The following is a 17,824-nucleotide window of genomic DNA, read 5'->3' on the forward strand; positions in this document are numbered from 1 at the left end:
ATCATAAACTATGTTTGATATACTAAATCAAGATACTCTTTACTTTTGGAGTGCCCCTTTCTTCCTATTAGTTATTTTAATAGAAATGTATTTTAGCTATAAAGCTAAAGTAAAAAACTATAACTTTAAAGACACTAGTACTAATGTATATTTTGCATTAGTTAACTTTAGTCTAGATTTAATAATGAAGGCTTTTTCATTTTTGGTTATGGGATTTTGTTATCAATACAGAGTTATCACATGGGAATCTCCTGTTATTTATTGGTTAGTTGCCTTCATAGGCCAAGATTTTCTTTATTATATTCATCATTATGTTGATCATCACTCAAGATTCTTCTGGGCTGTTCATGTAACTCATCATAATTCTGAATACTATAACATTACTACAGGTTTTAGATCTCCTGTACTTCAACCTTTATTTAGGTATATGTTTTTCTTACCACTTGCTTTTTTAGGAATTGCACCTTTACACATAATGTTTGCTTACGCAATGAATCAAAATTATGGGACTCTTTGTCATACTAATTTTATTAAAAGTAAATTAGGCTGGTGGGGATTCTTTTTTGTTACACCTTCACATCATAGAGTACATCATGCATCTAATACTAAATATTTAGATAAAAATATGGGTATGGTTTTGATTATTTGGGATAGAATATTTGGAACATTTCAAGCTGAAGAAAACGAAATGGAATATGAAAAACTTAAATTCGGGTTAACTAAAAACATTGAAAATAGAGGTCCTGTAAATATCATATTTCATGAATGGAAAGAGATTTTTAAAGATTTTTTCGTTAATAAAAAAGGGCTTCCTCTTCCTATAAGACTGAAATATGTGTTTATGCCTCCTGGATGGAGTCATGATGGAAGTAGTAAAACAAGTAAAGAATTACAAAAAGAGCTACTAGCTGGAGGAAAACAGAGTAATTCCAATTAAAAAACGCTTAATAACAATAAAATTAGGACATCTAGTAGTTAACTTAGATGTCCTAATTTATTTAGTTTAAAATTTGACTAGTATGGTCTTTTGTTTTAACTTTTGTTATTATATTCTCAATAAATCCCGCTTCATCAATAATAAAAGTAGCTCTATGAATTCCATCGTACTCTCTACCCATAAATTTTTTTGGTCCCCATACACCAAATGCATTGATAACTTTTTTATCTTCGTCGGCTAGTAACGAAAAAGGTAAATCATGCTTATTTCTCCAATTTTGCTGTCTCTTAGGACTATCTGCACTAACACCAAGAACTCTATAGCCTTTAGCCAAAAAACTTTGATAATTATCTCTTAAATTACATGCTTCAGCGGTACATCCTGGCGTACTTGCTTTTGGATAAAAGAATAAAACTAGTTTTTTTCCCTCGTAATCTGATAATTTTATAGTTTCTCCATTTTCATCTTTTGCTTCAAAAGATGGAGCCTTATCTCCTATTTGTAGTTTAGTCATTTTCTAAATATTTTTGATTTTTTAAAAATCAAATTTACAAATAACAAAAGAAATGATAAAACATCGTTATTTAAGTTTGTAAATTTGTTGTAGGTTTTTAGTTAAAACTCTCTTTTAAAGACCTTTTTTATATAAAACTAAGTAAACTAATGACAAAAAAAGAAAAAGTTCAGTATGTAATAAATACATTAGAAGAATTATATCCTGAAACACCAATTCCTTTAAATCATAAAGACCCTTATACTTTGCTTATTGCGGTTTTATTGTCTGCTCAAAGTACAGACGCTAGAGTAAACACAATCACTCCACTGCTCTTTGAAAAAGCAGATACACCATACAGTATGGTTAAACTTTCTGTGGATGAAATTAGAGAAATTATAAAACCCGTTGGACTTTCACCAATGAAATCTAAAGGTATTTTTGGGCTTTCTAAAATACTAATAGAAAAACATAATGGAAAAGTTCCTGCTGATTTTGAAGCTTTAGAAGAATTACCAGCAGTTGGACATAAAACGGCTAGTGTTGTTATGGCGCAAGCTTTTAATATTCCTGCCTTTCCAGTTGACACACATATTCATAGACTAATGTATCGTTGGAACTTGTCTAATGGTAAGAGTGTAAATCAAACAGAAAAAGACGCAAAAAGATTGTTTCCTATGAATCTTTGGAATAAATTACACTTACAAATAATTTACTATGGTAGAGAGTACTCTCCTGCAAGAGGCTGGGATAGAGAGAAAGACATTATTACAAAAACTGTTGGAAGGAGATCATTATTAAAATAATAAACATTAAAAAATCCTCAACTGCTAACAGTTGAGGATTTTTTACTCTTAATTCAAATGTAATTCGATTAAACAATTCGATTTCATTTTTTTTACTTGAAAACTTTTTGAAAAATTAAGTATAAATTGAATTGTTTCTTCCTTGGGGTTATTTTTTGAGTCGTTTGACTTTTCTCTAGAGTAAAGCTGCGTCATGTATTCTTAATATTAACATATAATTCGTGAATATAACGCATAATACTCAAGAATATTGTTTAATTAACTAAAATTACATTATTTTTTTCCACGATTTTTCTAAGATTTATTAAAGCATAGCGCATTCTTCCTAAAGCTGTATTTATGCTAACTCCTGTATTTTCTGATATCTCATTAAAGCTTAAATCATTATAAATACGCATGATTAATACCTCTTTTTGTTCTTCGGGTAACTCATCTACTAAATTTTTAACATCATTTAATATTTGACTTTTAATGATTTTTGCTTCTGCGTTTAATTCTCCATCACCTATTACAGAAAAAATATCAAAATCATCCGAACCACTAAACATTGGCATTCGATTATTTTTTCTAAAATAATCTATAACTAGATTGTGAGCTATTCTCATAACCCATGGCAGAAACTTACCTTCTTCATTATAATGACCTTTTTTCAATGTTCTTATCACTTTGATAAAAGTATCTTGAAATATATCCTCTGTTGAATCTCTGTCCTGAATTTTACTGTATATAAAGCTATACAATTTTTGTTGGTGTCTTTTAATTAGTATTGCAAGGGCATTTTCGTTTCCTTTAATATAGTCTTTGACCAAAGAACTATCTTGTAGTACATTTTTGTCCATAAAATTACTTTTTGAAAGATAGTTGGAACTATCTTTCTGATTAGGGGTAAAACTTTTTTTTAGAGTAATTTTATGCTATAGGCGTTAAATATTGATTTATAAACTGTTACAAATATTATTTTTTTTATTGTTAAATGCAAATATTTTTTTATTTTTTTGGTTATTATTAACGTTGAATAGAAAGTATCTGCATGCAAATAATCGATGTTTTAATCTATTATTTTTTATTAAAATTAAAAGATTAAAACAAAAAAAACAAAGCTTTCCCTCAGTGTTTATAGATGGTTTCGTCCAGATAAACAAAAAATATCTTTTAATTTTCTTAAATAAATTCATCAAATAATTTTCAGTATTAAAAGGCTTTATCGGTGTATGAAAAGAAAAAAAATATTGTTAAAAATTATTATGAAGACATACTTATTTTAACATTTTAAACATTGCGTTTTCTAAAAAACAATTCTTTTTAATTTTCCTAGAAAGAGCTTCCATAGTGGTTAGCTAATAAATACATGAAAAGACAAATAGACTTCTTCTCATCAAAATTTCTTTCTATTAATCTTATAGATTATTGTTTATCTTTCCCATTAAAATCTGATAATATACAGCTTTTATATACCGCTTAGATGTTATGACAAGCTCAGTTTATTGAAATAAATCAAATTTTTAATTTCTTAACTTTTATTTTTAAAGATATTACAAAAAATTAAGGAGTAATTAAAAGTCCCTTTTTAATCTTGCCTGATAAATCATTACCTAAAAAATTAAAAAGTTAAAGTTTCACCAGATATTTTAATCAATCAAGAACTTTATTTTTAAAAACCAAAACCAACTTTAGTACTTCCTTAAAAAGCTTTATTTTTACAACATATATTCTAAAGTATTAAATGAAAAAAGATATTTCTAGTGTAAACTCTAAGGAAAACATTGTTATAAAAGGTGCTAAACTTCACAATTTAAAAAATATAGACGTTATTATACCCAGAAATAAACTTGTAGTAATCACAGGTCTTTCTGGCTCAGGAAAGTCATCACTTGCTTTCGACACATTATATGCTGAAGGTCAAAGACGTTATGTAGAAAGTTTATCCTCATATGCAAGACAATTCCTAGGCAAACTTCATAAACCCAAAGTTGAATATATAAAAGGAATTTCTCCTGCAATAGCTATTGAACAAAAAGTAAACTCGACCAATCCAAGGTCAACCGTTGGCACTTCTACTGAAATCTATGATTACATCAAGCTCTTGTATGCAAGAATAGGAAAAACCTACTCACCTATTTCGGGTGCTGAAGTAAAAAAACACACAGTAGCAGATGTAATAGACTTTGTAAAGGGATTTAAAGATCAAACAAAACTACTTCTACTAGCGCCGATTATTTTCAACGAGGATAAAAAACTGGAAACCGTTATAAAAATTTTAAAACAGCAAGGATATGCAAGGTTAAGATATAAGGATGAAGTTTATAAAATAGATAATTTTTCCGTTGATAAATATAACGGAGGTGATCTCTTCTTAGTTATTGATAGAATTGTAGTTAAAAATGAAGACGACTTTTACAATAGATTAGGCGATGCTATTCAAACTGCTTTTTTTGAAGGTAAAGGCTCTTGCTTAATTTATGATTTGACTACTAAAAAAACAAAAGAATTTAATAATAAATTTGAACTTGATGGCATAACCTTTCTTGAACCAAATACGCACTTTTTCAGTTTTAATAACCCCTATGGCGCATGTCCTTCATGCGAAGGGTATGGTAATGTGGTTGGTATTGATCAAGAACTTGTAATACCTAATACAGGTTTATCTATTTATGAAGACGCCATATTTCCCTTCAAAACAGATAGCTATAAGAAATACAAAAACGATCTTATACTTCATGCCGAAGAATTTCAAATTCCAATTCATAAGCCTTGGTTTGAGCTTTCAGAGGAACAACAACAATTAGTTTGGAATGGAACTAAAAAATTTAAGGGAATCAATAAATTATTTAAAACTCTCGAAGAAAAAAGTTATAAAATTCAAAATAGAGTAATGCTCTCACGCTACAGGGGAAAAACTACTTGCACTGAATGCCATGGAACACGCCTAAGAAGTGAAACTAAATACGTTAAGATTAACGGAAAAACAATAACAGAACTAGTAGAACTACCTCTAGATGAATTAGTTAACTTCTTTACTAAACTTAATCTCTCTTCTTACGAAGAAAAAGTTGGAAAAAGATTACTTACTGAAATCAATAGTCGGTTACAGTTCCTGCAAGATGTAGGTTTAAACTATTTAACACTTAATAGGACTTCGAACACTTTGTCTGGCGGAGAAAGTCAGCGAATAAATTTAGCAACTTCACTAGGAAGTAGTCTCGTAGGTTCAATGTATATTTTAGATGAGCCAAGTATTGGATTACACCCAAAAGATACAGAACGCTTGATCATAGTTTTAAAAAAATTAAGAGATTTAGGTAATACGGTAATTGTAGTTGAACATGATGAAGAAATTATGAAAGAAGCTGACTATATAATTGATATAGGCCCTGAAGCAGGTACTTACGGTGGAAAAATTGTTGCTGAAGGATCGTTTAAAGAAATCATGAAATCCAACTCTTTAACATCACAGTACCTTTCAGAAAAATTAAATATTGAGGCACCCAAAAAAAGACGAGTATCAAAAAATGCAATAAACATTATTGGGGCTAGAGAAAATAATTTAAAAAATATTGATGTTTCATTTCCTTTAAATAACCTAACTGTTATTACGGGTGTTTCAGGAAGTGGAAAAAGTACTTTGGTCAAAAAAATTCTTTTCCCTGCTATGCAAAAAAAATTAATCGGTTATGGTGATAAATTAGGACAGCATTCAGAGATTAATGGTAGTTTTGATTTTTTAAAGCACGTTGAATTTATTGATCAGAATCCTATTGGAAGATCCTCAAGATCAAATCCAGTAACTTATATTAAGGCTTATGATGATATTAGGAAACTGTTATCCTCTCAAAAGCTATCAAAAATCAGAAATTATCTGCCAAAACATTTTTCATTCAATGTTGAAGGAGGACGATGTGAAATTTGTAAAGGAGAAGGTGAAGTTACTATCGAAATGCAATTTATGGCTGATGTTCATTTAGAATGCGAAGTTTGCAGAGGTAAACGCTTTAAAAAAGAAATTTTAGAAGTTAATTTCGAAGGTAAAAATATTGATGATATTCTCAATTTAACCATTGATGACGCTGTTGTTTTCTTTACGCTTCATGAAGAATTTAAAGTTGCCAAAAAACTTAAACCTCTACAAGATGTAGGTCTTGGGTATATAAAATTAGGTCAGTCCTCATCTACCCTTTCAGGAGGAGAAGCTCAAAGAATCAAACTAGCCTCATTCTTAGTCAAAGGTAACACAAAAGATAAAGCTTTATTCATTTTTGATGAACCCACTACTGGACTACATTTTCACGATATTAAAAAGCTTTTAAACTCTTTTAACGCTCTAATTGAAAAAGGACATTCAATAATTGTCATTGAACATAATATTGAGCTTATAAAATGTGCTGATTATATTATTGATTTAGGAGTCGAAGGAGGTAAAAAAGGAGGGAATTTAATTTTTTGTGGTACCCCTGAAGAACTTGTTAAAAATAAAATTTCTCACACCTCAAAATACCTTAAAGAAAAACTATAAACACACCACATTATTAAATACACCAACTTTTTAAGTCAACATAATCATTACAACCTAAAAAATAATCATTAGGCCCCTATCTACCTATTATTATGAAAACATGAATTTTAAGCATTTTTTAACGTAAAATATTTTTATATTTGACCTTTATCCACTCATTTTTAATGAGATAACCCTTAACATAAAAAAATGAATAAATTTAAATTTTTTAGTTTTCTTGTATTTTGTATTATTTCAAGTTGTTCTAATGACGAAAATACGGCTAAAACTCCCGACATTATGGGAGAGTTAAACCTAACTAAACTAACGGTTGATGGTAATATACCTATCAAAACAAAAATACTAAATATTGAAAATGAATATAAAAAATATACCTTAGAAGGAACCGGTAAAAACTTCAATGCTTCTGCTATTTTTCAAAAATCTCCGAATAAATTAAATTTTAATGGCTCTTTTGATACAGAAATAAAAATTAATGATGGTACTGATAACATTAATGAAGTAGTCCCTATTACAAATATTTCAAATGAATCAGATTATTATTTTAATACATCTGGCGATAAACTTGTAGTTAGTAATGGTATTTTTCTTGAAAATATTGTGATTTCTTTACTCCCTGACGAAATCCCTGATTCAATTAAAAATCAAATTGAGCTAGGCGAAATTATAATGGATGTAATTAGTTTAACCGATGATAGTATATTCCTTGAGACAAATATTAAACAAAAAATTGAAGAACCTCTATCTTCTTTTTCTGAAATATTAGACAATTTAACTGATCTAAATATACCACAGACTGTTATTGATAATAGCACCTTAATCATTGACATAGACACAAAGTTTTATTTTGAATTAACAAGATAAAGATTAAAAACTATTTTAAAACTTACACTCTATTTTTATCTATAACAGAATTAAAATAGCGTTTTTTATTATAAAAAAGTCTACTGTTACTATTAATGATCTCAAGCAGATTCTTTTATTATAATAGCTTTTGAAATTTATAAAATTGTTTTAATAAAACTTATATAACAAACTAAAAGAAAAGAAGCAAATACTAGAAATGCTTCTTTTCTTCAAACTAACAAACTAACTAAAAACGAAATATTAAATCTTTTATTAAAGATACTTCAACTTGTTAGCTTAAAAAGTAAGTTTTAGACAAAGTATTTATATCCTTCGGTGAGTCATTGTAAATATAGTGTTGAAATACTAAAAAGTGACGAACTAAAAGATTTATATGTTAGTTTTTATATCTCTTTGAAGTAACTTTATTAATTCAAACTTATATGATAAACTCTAATCTATCTTTACTTAATAAATAAAACTCTAAAAGTTTTATAAAAACTAAAATCATCAAAACCGTGTGTAAGTAGTACTATATAGCTCTCTTATAATTAACTAAAATCAGCAGAATAAATCTTAAAAAAACAGTTCTTCTAAACAAAAAACAATATTTCACTTTTTGATTAAATTCATCCTTAGATCTAAAAAACTTATTTTTTTTGAATGACATCCCAATGTTCAGCGATCTTTCCATTTTTTAACCTAAACAAGTCTGCGAAAAAATGTTTTTCTTCCCCTATAAATCCTTTTGAATAGGTCATAACCATATCACCTTTAGCAAAAATAGCTAATACCTCATCATAATGTAAACTTATTCCTTGACTAGAAAGACTCTTCATAAATTCGAATAATCCTTCCACATTGTCTTCAACCATTGGATTATGTTGAATTACCTTACCTTCCTCAAAAAAATCTTGGATAATACTTACCTTACCTTCGATCCATACATCTTTTAAAAATCTTTCTATAATATTCTTATTCTCTTCTGTATTATCAGGAGTCGATGTGCTAGCCCCATCAAACATCGTATGGCCTCCCAACTGATTATCAGGAACCTTTTGAACTACCGTATGTATTTTATTTTCCATACTGTTTTCAAAAAGAAGCATATGTGCATAAGACTCATTTCCTTCCATTGATTCAAAATGAGCCAATAGCTGATCTTCATTTGAAAACAGTCTATGAAATTTAATGTTATTGTAAACTTTCAGATGGCTTTGAATTAAGTTTATTTTTTTCTGCTCTTCTGCTACATCCAATAAAGCCTCTACTACCTTTTGTGGACTAGAAAAATTTGGTGTATGACTACTTTTAATAGAGTAGACTTTTAGAACTTTTCCTTTATACATACTTCTTTGAATATCTATTGGAATCGCTTTATCTTCTGTTGTCTCAATGTAATACTTTGGTATTTTTTCGAAATTTTTATCTGTAATTTCTAGTTCATACATAAGAGGAGCCAATGGTTCTCTAACAATATGAGGTTTAGCACCTTCAAAAATTTCTGCAGAAATATCATGAGCAAATGCATTTTGTAACTCTTCCTCTTTAACTACAGCATACGTCCTATCGTTTGATACCTCAAAATTATCTACAGCTATTGAATTCCCTACTTCTTTAACAGCCTCATAAAACGAACCTCCATTAGGAAGAAGGAAAGCCGTTAAATAAACAAGACTCTTAATTTTAGAAGGTCTTAATTCTGCTACCCTACTTATTGTAATACCATTAAAACTGTGTCCTACTAAAATTACTGAGCATTTTTGCTTATCTAAGATACCTATCAATTTATCTACATAATCATCCATTGTTATATCTTTTGGTAGAGTATCATCAATTCCATGTCCTGGCAAATCAGGAGCTATTACCTCATGGCCTTTTAAACGAAGAGATTCGGCTATATTATCCCATTGCCACCCCCCTAACCAAGCTGAGTGAACTAATACATAAACTTCTTTATTATCCATTTTGTTTTTTTAATATTAATTATTATTTAAAATTTAACTACATTTTTTTAATCATTTATAACCTGAAAAACTGTAAAATGAAAAGCTATATTTTTTGTTTTTACCAATATAAATGTTAATAAATATAGCTATACAACAAAGATAAATTGAAGTTTAATATAAAAGTTGTGTCTTTTGTTACAAGTACTTAAAATAGTTCATAGCTTTATTTTCGTAAAGTAATCTTATCAATAAAAATAATGATGTTACCTCCCTTAAACTATTTCAAAAAATGAAATAGTTTTTAATCTTCAGACAACAAAAAAAACAAGAATTAATTCTTGTTCTTTTAAAATCCCAATAGGAAGAGTTCTTATAAATAAAAACTTTTCCTATTGAGGGTTATGAAAAATATATCATAAACGATTCTATTATTATTTTGATAAAACAAGACTTATAATTTATTTAAAACTAAAGTGATCTATTTATTTGTAAAGAATTTATTATAAGTCGTTGTTTACATTATTTTTAAAACAAAACTAGAATCGTTTAGTATGACAATATTTTTTATTTTTTACTTTTTATTTTTTTAATTTTATATACTTCAGCTTAATACTTTTTAAGCGCCTCAAACTCATCATATGTAAGAACCCATTTACCATCTTTCTTTTCCCACTTTTCTTGATAAATTTTACCTTCACCTATATTCATACTCCATTGAGAAGTTAATATAGCAGAGTTACCTGTAATATCTTTAAATGCAGGCTTATGATAGGTTAAATTCTTTGCTCCATCTGATATGAGTTTTGACCAAAATCCTTTAATATCTTTTTTATTATGAAGAAATGCAAAAGGGGTTGCATTCATTGTAGCATCTTCAGAATAACCATTTGCACAAATTTCTACTTTCCCTAAATTAAATCCTTTAATCCAATTCATCGAAGTCGTAATAACCTCTTCAAGCACAATATGGCTCCCTATTGGGTTTGTTTTATTCTCTTTGGGCTCCTTAAATTGCTCTAATATTTGAAAATTATCATAGGTAAGTAACCATTTTCCTTCCTTCTTTTCCCATTTTTCTTGGAATATAACTCCTCGTCCTACGTTCATACTCCAATTTGCTGATAAAAAAGCGGTAGTCTCATTGGATACTTCAACACTTACATTCGTATAAATTAAATTTGTTGCCCCTGACTTTATAAATGGAGTCCAAAACTCTGAAATTTCTTTTGTTCCTCTCTTTATACCAATAGGAATAACACTCATCACAGCATTCTTTTCATAGCCTCTAACAGCTGCTTCATCATTTCCTCTATTAAATTCTTTTATCCAATCCTTACTTGCTTGTAAAACTTCCAGAGCTACTTCATGATGCTTAATTGGAGAATGCTCCTGGTAAGATTGTTTAACAATTTTTTTTTCTGTTGTTTTTTTCTCTTGTGTACATGCTATTGAGGACACTAAAATGAGTCCAGCTAATAATACTTTGTTAATATGTTTCATTTCCGACTGATTTTTATAATTTGATACAAAGAAACGATACTTCAAAAGTATATACCTGTGACTTTTGTTACACCGACAAATTTATTTTAAAATTTTTATTTCTTTTTGGCCTAGTAGTAATCGACCATCCTTTTCAAGCGTTTTTAACAGCCTAGAAATTACTTCTCTTTTAGTTCCTAGTTCTCTGGCTAATTCTTGATGTGATTTATTTACTGTTGAGTTTTCTGCTTTAAAAACAAGGTAGTCAAATAGTCTTTCCTTTAGTGGTTGAAATGCCAATCTTGCATATTGATTTATCAAATGACCATAACTCTTTCTAAAGATATTTATTGTAAATTTATTCCATGACTTATATTTGTAAGTCCAATCTCTGACAAATCGAACAGGGATGTTCAATATAGTACAATCCTCTTCAGTAACAGCATTTACTGTACTTTTACAATCCTCAAAACATGCTGATAGTGAAAGGGTACAAGTTTCCATATTCCCCAAATAATAGATCAATATTTCTCTATCTTCATTTGTCTGATATACTCTCACTCGTCCATGCAATACAATCTTTAAAACCTTTATGTACTGGTTCTTTTTTATAATAAAATCACCAACTTTATGGGTTGTTAAAGTTGAATGTTCTTTAATTTCATCAATAAGGTTTTCTTCAGTGATGAATAGTTTATTTAAAAATATATTTAAATTCATTCTTTTCTAGCAAAAACAAATAGCTTTTGCCTATTTTACAAATAGTTTTCAATTAGATTCACTTACATAGCGAAAATATGAAAAATATCTGTTTTATTTAAAGATATTGAACTGTTCTGATTGTAAATAAGTAGAGGAATAAAGATACCAAATAAAAAATCATAAATCTTGATCTAAAAAAATAAATAACTGATACCTTAAATCAAGGTATACTTGTTAGAAATTAAATAATGATTGTATTAATCATCTTTCTCCTATGAGCTAACTTTGAAAACAATTGAACTATATTGGTCTTTCGTTATGATACATTTCTATTCCTGTTAAGATTGAATAAAGAAACATCATAGTCTTTAACGAATACTATTTTAGCTTAAAGTTCAAAATGAAATTTTATACTCTTACCTAAAAAAAATAGCCTAATTAAATAATTAGGCTATTTTACGTAACAAAAACTAACAAAATTCAATAAATGTATTTACTGAAGTGCTTTATCTCCTTTATTAGGATTATATATATAATTAAAGGTGAAATATTGTGAATCAGATGACATATCCTGTGGAATTTTATAATAACTAAGTATTTCAATTTTAGCATAATGCCCATTATGGGTCTTTACAACTAATATTTTTCCAGCAATTGGGCTAATTATATGAGTAGTAAAGCTGTAATTATACCACCCGTTACCATTTCCTGTTGGTAATGCATACACACCGTCGGCATCTTGTTTAAAGTGCTCATCTACAGGAGCTTCCAGTACCTCTGAAAATGTATTAGAAACTATACTTAAACTAGCATTTCCTGTTCTATTTGGCTCATCTGCTATTCCTATTTTTGCACCTCCATTTACAATAATCTGAGTTGCTCTAAAAGCAATATCCCAATTATCGTCTTCTACCTGCTTTCCTTCAGAAAAACTAAACTTAGTAAAAGGACCTGTATATTCCCCTCTTCCTTCACCAGGGGCATGTAAACTTTCTATCTTTTTGGTCTCAAGTGGGAGCAATTGATTCAATGCTTCTTCTTGATCACTACTCCCGCAAGATGTTAATACCAAAGCTATAATTACACTACTAATAATTGTTTTAAATTTTTTCATGATTCAGTGCTTGTTTCTATTTAAATATTTATTTGAGTTCTAACATAATAACTCCTTCCCAATTGCAAAAAACTTTCGTTAGGTACCACCCCTCCACCATTTGGATTAGAAAAATTAAAAAGTTCTTTATTATTTAATCCATCATAATTAAAGAGGTTATCTATACCAAATTGTAGATTGACCAAACCAAATAATTCTTTGTTTACAGCAAAATTGATTTGTGTATTTGGCTTTACAAAATTGTCATAAGTATCTATTAAATCATTATTATTAGAATCCATAGGTACAAATTCACTACGGTAGATACCACGAAGATTGACAGCAAATTTGTGCTGAAAATTTTCATAAAATATTTTTGCATTCAGCATATGTCTGGAACGATTTGCCAAACCAAAATATGCTGAGGGATCGAGTTTTTGAGATATTCCATTCTCATCTTTATAGTAAACTCCCTTTTTTATTTCGTCTATCTCTACTTTATTACCAGTGTCTAAAAATTGGTAACCTGCTAAAAAGCGTAAATTCTTGTTAATTTTATAATTGATATCAACTTCTATTCCCTGAGTGAACGTTTCTTTGAAATTTCTATAAGTAAAAACTCTTATGTGGCGATCTTCTGAAATACCTATCCTTCTCCTAAGCTCTTTTTGAACTTCAACCACCTCAGGGCTTAAGTCTTCTAAAGACCTAGATAAAAGTTTAGTATCATAAGAATCTATAAGATCATTAATATCGTTTCTAAAAGCATTAATATTTATTCTTAATCCTTCTACAGGCTTAATTTGAAAACCAAAATTATAACCAATAGAACTTTCAGGCTTTAAATTCCTCTCTACTTGTACCACAGTATCTAATCCATTCGTAATTTCGTCATTTATAGTATGTGTTCCTAAAACAATATAACCGTTATTGACATTTCGGAAGTTGAAAAACAACTGTCTGAAATCTGGAATCTTAAATCCATACCCAACAGATCCTCTTACCGAAATAATATCATTTAATTCATAGTTTGCCGAAATTTTTGGTGTAAATGCAGACTGATAACTATCACTTCCCTCGTACCTGGCACCATAGACGATATTTATCTTTTCTGTAGGATTAAAATCTAACTGCACAAAACCATACCAAGCTTTAAATTTTTTACCCTTATCAATAAAGGTCCTGTCTAAAGCATCAATATTAACTCCTCCTCCAAAAATCAAAGTTGCTGTATTCAAAAAGCTATAATCTGATCTTATTTCCGGCCTAAATAGACTTCGATCAAATAGGGATGTATTTCCATAAAAATCACTAATTGTTTTAAATCGAGTGGCGTAAAACGTATAATCGATGTTCCATCGATCCGATAGCTTATGGATTAACTTAGTATTACTATTAAAATCAGTCTGAGAATTGGTAATGCCACTACTTATGAACTGATCTTGGTTATAATAACGAAAACTGGTATCAAAATTTAAACTGTTGGAAATATCGTAGAGGACCTGTGCGTTCAAGGTATAATTTTGATGTGGATAAACTGTTTTTGGGCTCGTTTGTGGTGTTAAATCGAATCCACCGCTCGAGTTTAAATTCACTCCTCCAATAATACCTAATTTCGATTTTCGATACGAAATGTTTGAATTGATATCCAATTCATTCCTTGAACCTCCTCTTGTTAATACATGGTATTGTCCTTTAAAAGTATCATTTTTGGGTCTTTCTGTGATAATATTAATTACACCACCCATAGCCTCCGAACCATATAAAGAAGAAGAAGGACCTTTTACAATCTCTATTTGTTTGATATTATTGACCGTTATCCTATTTAAATCAATATTCCCAGCTGTTCTTCCTACTACAGGAACACCGTCAATCATAATAAGTGTATAGTCTGCTGCTATGCCTTGTAATTGAATGCCTTCTGAATTGCCTGCATTTTCACGAACAAGGGTTACTCCTGTTTGTTCCAATAATATATCACGTAATCTTACTGATCCTATTTCCTTGATTTGTTTTTTGGTAATCAGAGTAACAGGCATTGGTAAAGAAGACAACTGTCTTTTCGTTCTTGTCGCTGTTACAATAACCTCATCAAGTTGATTATTACTATTAATATTTGTAGTGTCCTGTTTTTTTTCTAAATCAACTTGAGAAAAAATAGCTCCACAAAATAACAAAAAGAATAAGTAAAGTTTATTTAGAAACATTCTTAATAATTTTGATGCAAATATATCAGTTATTTTAAATCAATCTAAATTAATTTTATATTTTTGTAAAAATTTTTTAAATTAATAAGTTACAATGAATAAAAGTGTATTGATTATTTTTGCTTTTATATTCTATTCCACAGGAGTTCAATCGCAAAAAAGCGAAGATCAGGAAGCCATCAAAAAAATGTGTGGATGTTTTGAGGTTACTTTCAATTTTGCTGAAACATTTAACTATAGTAAAGATTCTCTTTACAAACCTTCAAAAACAAAAACTGAAAAAGCACTAGAATGGGCCCAACTGGTTAAAGAAAATAAAAATTTAATCTCTATTCAGCATTTACTGCAAGTCGGCAATCCTTCCTCTCCTCATATTATAAAACACTGGCGTCAAGATTGGGTTTATCAGAATCAAAACTTTTACACATACAATGGAGATAATACCTGGATTTATGAAAATAAGTCTAAAAATGATGTTAAAAAAGAGTGGAGTCAAAAGGTATATCAAGTTGATGATAGTCCGAGATACGAAGGTACTGGAAGGTGGATTCATTTAAACGGTAAAAGTTATTGGGAAAGTACTACAGATGCTCCATTGCCTAGACGAGAATATACTAAAAGAAGTGATTACAATGTTACTGTTAGAGGAAATCGACATGAAATTACTGACTACGGATGGGTTCATGATCAAGACAATAAAAAAGTAATTAGAGAAGCTGATAAGCAAGATTATATTTTAGCTCATGAAAAAGGGTATAATACATACGTTCGTGTACCCGATAGCAAATGTAAGGCGGCAAAAGAGTGGTGGCTTTCAAATACTTCAAAATGGAAAACTGTAAGATCTAAATGGGCAAAAGTTTATGCTAGAAGAAAAACATTATCATTAAAGAAAAAAGTTAAAAATAAACCTCTTTATAAGCATCTTTTTTCTGATAAAGTATCTCAAGAAGAAGAAATAGGAGAAATAATTGAATCATTTATAAAAAATTAAAGATTTGAAATCTGTTTAATAAGGTACTTTATAAGTTTAAAGTACCTTGTAGTGTAATATCTAGCTAATTTCTTTAACTATGTAATTAATAATTTTAGGAAACAATCATTTTTTCCTTTGAATCCTTTTGTCAAATGATAACCAAAACAAAATTTATGAAATAAAACACTTCCCCCTAATTCCCTAATTTTAGGCTAATCCCCTCTCTCAATAATTTATATTTTCTTTAAGTCAATTTATGATTCCCCTAAATTATAATGACTTTAGAAACCGTATTTTTAAAATTCTATTATTAACAACTAATAAAATGATGATAAAAAAACTTACTCTAATTTTAGTTTTTACATTAGGAACTATTTTTGGTCAAAAACAAGACCAGAATGAATTTTTAGATCGTAAATTTTGGAAAGCCAGCCCTACATTGGAAACAATTGATCAAAAAGTTGCCGAAGGAAATAGCCCCTCTGAATTAAATAAATATGGCTTTGATCCTGTTGTCTATGCCATACTTGAAAAAGTAGACAATAAAATAATTAAACATTTACTCTCTTTTAAAGGAAATGATGTTAATAAAATTACACATGATAAGAGAACGTATGTATTTTGGGCTGCATATGCTAATAATATAGAGTTAATGAAACATTTAATAATCAATAATGCAAGAATGGATTTAAAGGATTCACATGGTTTTACTGTAGCTAACTTTGCTGCTGCAACAGGCATAACGAATACAGAAATTTATGATTTATGCATAGAAAATGGCATTGACATTGCAAATGATATTGATAAAAATGGTGCCAATGCGCTATTGTTAGTTTCAGGCTACCTTAATGACTTTGAAGTCATTAATTATTTCGTATCCAAAGGGTTAAAATTACAAAGTGAGGATAAATACAATAATGGCATTTTTAATTATGTAGCAAAGAAAGGTAACATCAATCTTTTAAAAAAATTAGTAGCTAAAAAGTTTAAAGTAAAAGGACTAAATAAGAAAAAGGAAAATGCTCTTTTTTTGGCTACTAAAGGTTCACGAAAAGGATACAACTCTCTTGAATATTTTAAATATTTAGAAAATATTGGTTTAAAAATTAATATTGTTAATAAGGATGGAAACACTCCTTTACATAATTTAGCTTTTAAAAATAAAGACCTAAATACTTTTAAATATTTTATAAGAAAAGAGGTTAATCCTAATCACATTAATAAAGAAGGAAATTCTGCTCTTATTATAGCTGCAAATAAAAATTCTGCAACGATAATCTCTTTTTTAACTGATTGTGGAAATTTAATAAATCACAAGAATAATAATGGAAATTCAGCATTATCGGCTGCTGTAAAGAATAATTCTCCTGAAGTTGTTAAGTTATTACTTGACAAAGGTGCAGATATAAATGTTATTGATAAAAAAAACAATACACTTGCTTATTATTTGATTGAAGGTTTTGATCAAAATCGTATAAACAACTTTAAATCAAAAAAAGATCTATTATTAAAGAAAGGACTAAAATTAACTACTTTACAAAATGGAAATAATAGTCTTTTCCATTTAGCAGTTAAAAAGAATAATATTGAATTACTAAAAGAACTAAATGAATTAGGATTAGATCCTAATACTATAAATAAAGAAGGGTTAACTGCTCTTCATGTAGCAGCAATGTCTGCTAAAGACACTAAAATTATTGAATATTTAATCAAAATTGGTGCAAAAAAATCAATCTTTACTAACTTTGGCGAAAGTGTTTTTGACTTAGCAAAAGAAAATGAGCTATTAAGCTCAAAGAATATTGATATTAACTTTTTAAAATAAT

The 17,824-nt window shown here is 28.8% G+C and carries 13 protein-coding genes; 6 read left to right on the forward strand and 7 right to left on the reverse strand.

All coding sequences use genetic code 11. The features are described from left to right. The first annotated feature begins 10 nt into the window (after positions 1 to 10). Positions 11 to 937: a sterol desaturase family protein gene (locus tag ACSIGE_RS04400; protein WP_440881577.1), complete on the forward strand. Its 927-nt coding sequence runs from the start codon at positions 11 to 13 to the stop codon at positions 935 to 937. Between the two features lie 61 nt (positions 938 to 998). Here the strand turns inward: ACSIGE_RS04400 and bcp are convergent, their stop codons facing one another. Further along, positions 999 to 1,451 carry a thioredoxin-dependent thiol peroxidase gene (bcp, locus tag ACSIGE_RS04405; protein WP_440881578.1) on the reverse strand — a complete coding sequence of 151 codons (453 nt, stop codon included), beginning with the start codon at positions 1,449 to 1,451 and terminating at the stop codon, positions 999 to 1,001. Between the two features lie 149 nt (positions 1,452 to 1,600). Here bcp and ACSIGE_RS04410 point away from each other — a divergent pair, with 149 nt between their 5' ends. Next, positions 1,601 to 2,236, forward strand: coding sequence for an endonuclease III domain-containing protein (locus tag ACSIGE_RS04410; RefSeq protein WP_440881579.1), 636 nt, complete (start codon positions 1,601 to 1,603; stop codon positions 2,234 to 2,236). Between the two features lie 254 nt (positions 2,237 to 2,490). On the opposite strand, the gene ACSIGE_RS04415 is transcribed toward ACSIGE_RS04410, so the two are convergent. After that, positions 2,491 to 3,075 (reverse strand): RNA polymerase sigma factor, encoded by a 585-nt coding sequence (locus ACSIGE_RS04415; protein ID WP_440881580.1) that lies wholly within the window; start codon positions 3,073 to 3,075, stop codon positions 2,491 to 2,493. Between the two features lie 884 nt (positions 3,076 to 3,959). Here ACSIGE_RS04415 and uvrA point away from each other — a divergent pair. Next, entirely contained in the window at positions 3,960 to 6,746 is a 2,787-nt protein-coding gene (gene uvrA / locus ACSIGE_RS04420; protein WP_440881581.1) for an excinuclease ABC subunit UvrA, read from the forward strand. Between the two features lie 189 nt (positions 6,747 to 6,935). Continuing rightward, entirely contained in the window at positions 6,936 to 7,610 is a 675-nt protein-coding gene (locus ACSIGE_RS04425; RefSeq protein ID WP_440881582.1) for a hypothetical protein, read from the forward strand. A 632-nt stretch (positions 7,611 to 8,242) separates the two neighbouring features. Here the strand turns inward: ACSIGE_RS04425 and ACSIGE_RS04430 are convergent. The 5 genes from ACSIGE_RS04430 to ACSIGE_RS04450 all read right to left on the reverse strand — a co-directional run bounded on the left by ACSIGE_RS04430 (position 8,243) and on the right by ACSIGE_RS04450 (position 15,022). Further along, complete coding sequence (locus ACSIGE_RS04430) at positions 8,243 to 9,559, reverse strand: alpha/beta fold hydrolase (RefSeq protein WP_440881583.1); 1,317 nt, start codon at positions 9,557 to 9,559, stop codon at positions 8,243 to 8,245. A 588-nt stretch (positions 9,560 to 10,147) separates the two neighbouring features. Beyond that, positions 10,148 to 11,041 (reverse strand): hypothetical protein, encoded by an 894-nt coding sequence (locus tag ACSIGE_RS04435; protein ID WP_440881584.1) that lies wholly within the window; start codon positions 11,039 to 11,041, stop codon positions 10,148 to 10,150. A gap of 81 nt (positions 11,042 to 11,122) precedes the next feature. Beyond that, positions 11,123 to 11,740: a Crp/Fnr family transcriptional regulator gene (locus tag ACSIGE_RS04440; protein ID WP_440881585.1), complete on the reverse strand. Its 618-nt coding sequence runs from the start codon at positions 11,738 to 11,740 to the stop codon at positions 11,123 to 11,125. A 475-nt stretch (positions 11,741 to 12,215) separates the two neighbouring features. Beyond that, positions 12,216 to 12,836 carry an HmuY family protein gene (locus ACSIGE_RS04445; protein ID WP_440881586.1) on the reverse strand — a complete coding sequence of 207 codons (621 nt, stop codon included), beginning with the start codon at positions 12,834 to 12,836 and terminating at the stop codon, positions 12,216 to 12,218. Between the two features lie 20 nt (positions 12,837 to 12,856). Further along, positions 12,857 to 15,022: a TonB-dependent receptor plug domain-containing protein gene (locus ACSIGE_RS04450; RefSeq protein ID WP_440881587.1), complete on the reverse strand. Its 2,166-nt coding sequence runs from the start codon at positions 15,020 to 15,022 to the stop codon at positions 12,857 to 12,859. Positions 15,023 to 15,116: 94 nt separating this feature from the next. Between ACSIGE_RS04450 and ACSIGE_RS04455 the strand changes: the two genes are divergently transcribed. Both ACSIGE_RS04455 and ACSIGE_RS04460 read left to right on the forward strand, forming a co-directional pair. After that, the gene (locus ACSIGE_RS04455) at positions 15,117 to 16,016 is read left to right on the forward strand and encodes a DUF6607 family protein (RefSeq protein ID WP_440881588.1); all 900 of its coding nucleotides are present in this window, start codon (positions 15,117 to 15,119) and stop codon (positions 16,014 to 16,016) included. 307 nt (positions 16,017 to 16,323) lie between these two features. Further along, positions 16,324 to 17,823 (forward strand): ankyrin repeat domain-containing protein, encoded by a 1,500-nt coding sequence (locus ACSIGE_RS04460; protein ID WP_440881589.1) that lies wholly within the window; start codon positions 16,324 to 16,326, stop codon positions 17,821 to 17,823. Position 17,824: the final 1 nt, after the last annotated feature.

It is taken from the genome of Tenacibaculum profundi (assembly GCF_052050075.1).
In the GTDB taxonomy this organism is placed as follows: Bacteria; Bacteroidota; Bacteroidia; order Flavobacteriales; family Flavobacteriaceae; genus Polaribacter.